Here is a 547-nt window from a genome sequence, read left to right as displayed (position 1 = left end):
GGTCCAGGCCCAGCAGGCCGGCGTCACCGAGCTTGTTCCAGAACTCGCGGTCGACCTGGTGATTCTTGGCCCACCGCTCCTGGTTGGGCGTGGCCTCCTTGGCGAGGAATGCCGCGGCATGCTGACGCAACTCGCGGTGCTGATCGGTCTCCCAGCTGGCCCGGTAGGTCGGGAAGAGCTCTGACATTGGTCCACCTCGCTAAATCGCCGCGCTATACAAATGTATAGCGTCCTGTTCATGTGTACAGTACATTGAACTGGTTGCCGATGGGAGGTCTGATGGTTGATCCGCGGGCAACCGGCGACGATCTGACGGCCAAGGCGCGCATTCGCAACACCGCCCTGGATCTCTACGCCACACACGGCGAAGACCGAATCTCCCTGCGCGCCATCGCCGCCGAGGCCGGCGTCGCGGTGGGCCTGGTGCAGCACCACTTCAAGACCAAGGCCGGCCTGCGGAACGCCGTCGATCAGTTGGTGGTCGACTACTTCGCGGGCGCCCTGGCCGAGGTGCCCGAAGACGCCTCGACGGCAGTGCGCGACGACG

2 protein-coding genes are annotated in these 547 nt (G+C 64.9%); one reads left to right on the top strand and one right to left on the bottom strand.

Annotation, left to right across the window (positions count from 1 at the left end):
- The coding region (locus H7I57_RS23915) for an acyl-CoA dehydrogenase family protein (RefSeq protein WP_264026558.1) at positions 1-187 on the bottom strand (187 nt) is incomplete at its 3' end.
- Between the two features lie 92 nt (positions 188-279).
- Here H7I57_RS23915 and H7I57_RS23910 point away from each other — a divergent pair.
- Positions 280-547 (top strand): TetR/AcrR family transcriptional regulator (locus H7I57_RS23910; RefSeq protein ID WP_264026557.1); only part of this gene is annotated, 268 nt, incomplete at its 3' end.

The organism is Mycolicibacterium pyrenivorans (genome assembly GCF_025821625.1).
Taxonomy (GTDB): Bacteria; Actinomycetota; Actinomycetes; order Mycobacteriales; family Mycobacteriaceae; genus Mycobacterium; species Mycobacterium pyrenivorans.
The sequence above is the reverse complement of the archived record's forward strand: the minus strand, read 5'-3'. Positions and strand labels throughout refer to the sequence as shown.